Here is a 3,344-nt window from a genome sequence, read left to right as displayed (position 1 = left end):
GCCGCCCACCGAGGGCGGCCGGGCCCGGCTCTGGCTCGGCCTCGGCGTCGGCGCGCTGGCCGTGCTGCTCTGCTGCGGCGGGGGCGGCGCGGCCGTGGTCGGGCTCGCCGTGAGCAACGTGCAGGCCGTCGAGGAACAGGGCCGTGCGGTCACCGACGACTACTACCAGGCGCTCGTCGTCAAGGACTGGTCCAAGGCGTACGACCGGCTCTGCGACGACGCCCGGCGGCGCGAGTCCCGGGCGGAGTTCGAGCAGCGGGTGGCCACCGAACCGCAGATCTCCGGCTACCGGGTGGGCGAGGTCGACACCGCGACGCTGACCGTGCCGGTGGACGTCACCCTGGCCGGCGGCCGGCGCGAGGCGCAGACCGTCACGCTGGCGCCTGACCAGCAGACCGGCGGCATGGAGGTGTGCGGGGTGAGCTGACGGGCCCCCGGTATTCTGCTGGGCTCGGGCCCGCGGTGGTCGTACCGTTGTCCCGAACCGTCCGGTTCCACTCACATCGCCCCCGCCGACCGCCAGCCGGCGTAGGAGGAAACATGCCAGCCGACCGTATCGACGCCGTCGTCAGCCTCGCCAAGCGCCGGGGCTTCGTCTTCCCCTCCAGCGAGATCTACGGGGGCACCCGGTCGGCCTGGGACTACGGTCCGCTCGGCGTCGAGCTCAAGGAGAACGTCCGCCGGCAGTGGTGGAAGACCATGGTCCAGCAGCGCGACGACGTCGTCGGCCTGGACTCCGCGGTCATCCTGGCCCGCAAGGTCTGGGAGGCCAGCGGCCACATCGCCGAGTTCGTCGACCCGCTCACCGAGTGCCAGTCCTGCCACAAGCGGTTCCGCGCCGACCACCTCGAAGAGGCGTACGAGGCCAAGCACGGCAAGCCGCTCACCTCGCTGACCGAGCTGAACTGCCCGAACTGCGGCAACAAGGGCACCTTCACCGAGCCGAAGATGTTCAACGGCCTCATGAAGACCTACCTGGGCCCGGTGGAGAGCGACGAGGGCCTGCACTACCTGCGGCCGGAGACCGCCCAGGGCATCTTCGTCAACTACAAGAACGTGGAGACGGTCGCCCGCAAGAAGCCCCCGTTCGGCATCGCGCAGACCGGCAAGTCGTTCCGCAACGAGATCACCCCGGGCAACTTCATCTTCCGGACCCGCGAGTTCGAGCAGATGGAGATGGAGTTCTTCGTCGAGCCGGGCACCGACGAGCAGTGGCACGAGTACTGGCTCTCCGAGCGCTGGAACTGGTACCTCGACCTCGGCCTCTCCGAGGACAACCTGCGCTTCTACGAGCACCCCAAGGAGAAGCTCTCCCACTACTCGAAGCGCACCGTCGACATCGAGTACCGGTTCCAGTTCGGCGGCACCGAGTTCGCCGAGCTGGAGGGCATCGCCAACCGCACCGACTTCGACCTGTCCACGCACAGCAAGCACTCCGGCGTCGACCTGTCGTACTTCGACCAGACGAAGCAGGAGCGCTGGATGCCGTACGTGATCGAGCCGGCCGCCGGCCTCACCCGCGCGGTGCTGGCGTTCCTGCTCGAGGCGTACGACGAGGACGAGGCCCCGAACACCAAGGGCGGCGTGGACAAGCGCACCGTCATGCGCTTCGACCCGCGGCTCGCCCCGGTCAAGGTGGCGGTGCTGCCGCTGTCCCGCAACGAGGCGCTGTCGCCCAAGGCCAAGCAGCTCGCCACCGACCTGCGCAAGCGCTGGGTGGTCGAGTTCGACGACTCGCAGGCCATCGGCCGCCGCTACCGCCGGCAGGACGAGATCGGCACCCCGTTCTGCGTGACCGTCGACTTCGACACCCTCGACGACAACGCGGTGACGGTCCGGAACCGGGACACCATGACCCAGGAACGCATCTCCCTGGACCAGGTCGAGCGCTACCTGATCGAGCGCCTGCCCGGCTGCTGACGCTGGTCACGGGGCCCCGACCGGTCGGTCGGGGCCCCGTACACTTGTGCGGTGACCGCCCCGACCCTGCCCGCGCTGCGTCCGCTCACCCTCGGCCCCCACCAGGTGTGGCCGCCGGTGGTGCTCGCGCCGATGGCCGGGATCACCAACGTCGGCTTCCGCCGGCTCTGCCGCGAGCAGGGCGGCGGCATCTACGTCTGCGAGATGATCACCACCCGCGCGCTCGTCGAGCGGAACCCGAAGACGCTCCGCATGATCGCCTTCGGCGCGGACGAACAGCCCCGCAGCCTCCAGCTCTACGGCACCGACCCGGAGATCACCGCCGCCGCCGTGCGGATCGTGGTGGAGCGGAACCTCGCCGACCACATCGACCTGAACTTCGGCTGCCCGGTCCCCAAGGTCACCCGGCGCGGCGGCGGGTCGGCCCTGCCGTGGCGGCGCCGGCTCTTCGCCCGGCTGGTCCGGGCCGCCGTGGCCGCCGCGTCGCCCGCCGGGGTGCCGGTCACCGTGAAGATGCGCAAGGGCATCGACGACGACCACCTGACGTACGTCGAGGCCGGCCTCGCCGCCCAGGACGCCGGCGTCGCCGCGGTCGCCCTGCACGGGCGTACGGCCGCGCAGCGCTACTCGGGCATCGCCGACTGGGACGCGATCGCCACCCTCAAGCAGGCGCTCGACGTGCCGGTGCTCGGCAACGGCGACATCTGGGAGGCCGACGACGCCCTGCGGATGGTCGCCCACACCGGCGTCGACGGCGTGGTGATCGGGCGGGGCTGCCTGGGCCGGCCGTGGCTCTTCGCCGACCTGGAGGCCGCCTTCAACGGCCGCACCGAGCGGCGGCTGCCGAACCTCGGCGAGGTGGCGGCGACCATGCGCCGGCACGCCGAGCTGCTGGTCGACCAGTTCGTGGCTGGCGCCCGCAACCCGGCCCGGGGCGAGCGTGACGGCTGCACCGACTTCCGCAAGCACGTCGCCTGGTACCTCAAGGGCTTCCCGGTGGGCAGCGAGCTGCGCCGCTCCCTCGCGATGATCGAGAGCCTGGCCCAGCTCGACGACCTGCTCGGCAAGCTCGACCCGACCGTGCCGTTTCCCGTCGAGACGCTGGGCCAGCCGCGCGGCCGGACCAACTCCCCGGGCAAGGTCTTCCTCCCGGACGGCTGGCTGGCCAGCCGCGACGACGACACCCCGCCGGACGGCGCCGAGCTGGACGACTCCGGCGGCTGACGCGCGAAAAGGGCCCGACCCCTGGTGGGGTCGGGCCCTTTCGTGTCGCTGCCGGTCGGATCGTCAGGAGGTGGAGTAGCCGCGGGTGGCGATCCAGTCGGCGAGGTTGTCGACGGTGATGCGGTAGGAGGCGGTGTTCGGGTTGGCGCTGTCGGCGATGGTCACGGTGTGGCCGTTGTTCTGGTAGCCGACGACGCTGA

The 3,344-nt window shown here is 71.1% G+C and carries 3 protein-coding genes and 1 pseudogene; 3 read left to right on the top strand and 1 reads right to left on the bottom strand.

Going from position 1 to position 3,344, the window contains the following annotated elements; genetic code table 11:
* The 3 genes from F8274_RS30220 to dusB all read left to right on the top strand — a co-directional run.
* On the top strand, window positions 1-427 hold a 427-nt coding region (locus tag F8274_RS30220), incomplete at its 5' end, for a hypothetical protein (RefSeq protein ID WP_151465761.1).
* 113 nt (window positions 428-540) lie between these two features.
* Complete coding sequence (locus F8274_RS30215) at window positions 541-1,920, top strand: glycine--tRNA ligase (protein ID WP_151465759.1); 1,380 nt, start codon at window positions 541-543, stop codon at window positions 1,918-1,920.
* Window positions 1,921-1,971: 51 nt separating this feature from the next.
* Window positions 1,972-3,144, top strand: coding sequence for a tRNA dihydrouridine synthase DusB (gene dusB, locus F8274_RS30210; protein ID WP_151465758.1), 1,173 nt, complete (start codon window positions 1,972-1,974; stop codon window positions 3,142-3,144).
* Window positions 3,145-3,207: 63 nt separating this feature from the next.
* Here the strand turns inward: dusB and F8274_RS30205 are convergent.
* A pseudogene (locus tag F8274_RS30205) lies at window positions 3,208-3,344 on the bottom strand (phytochelatin synthase); the annotation flags it as partial.

It is taken from the genome of Micromonospora sp. AMSO31t (assembly GCF_008868175.1).
Classification (GTDB): Bacteria; Actinomycetota; Actinomycetes; order Mycobacteriales; family Micromonosporaceae; genus Micromonospora.
Note: the sequence above shows the minus strand (reverse complement) of the source record. Positions and strands in the feature narration are given on the sequence as shown.

What these genes read in the sequence shown, in the direction of transcription:
- F8274_RS30215 (WP_151465759.1), top strand. Translation starts at nt 541, where the DNA reads ATGCCAGCCGACCGTATCGACGCCGTCGTCAGCCTCGCCAAGCGCCGG.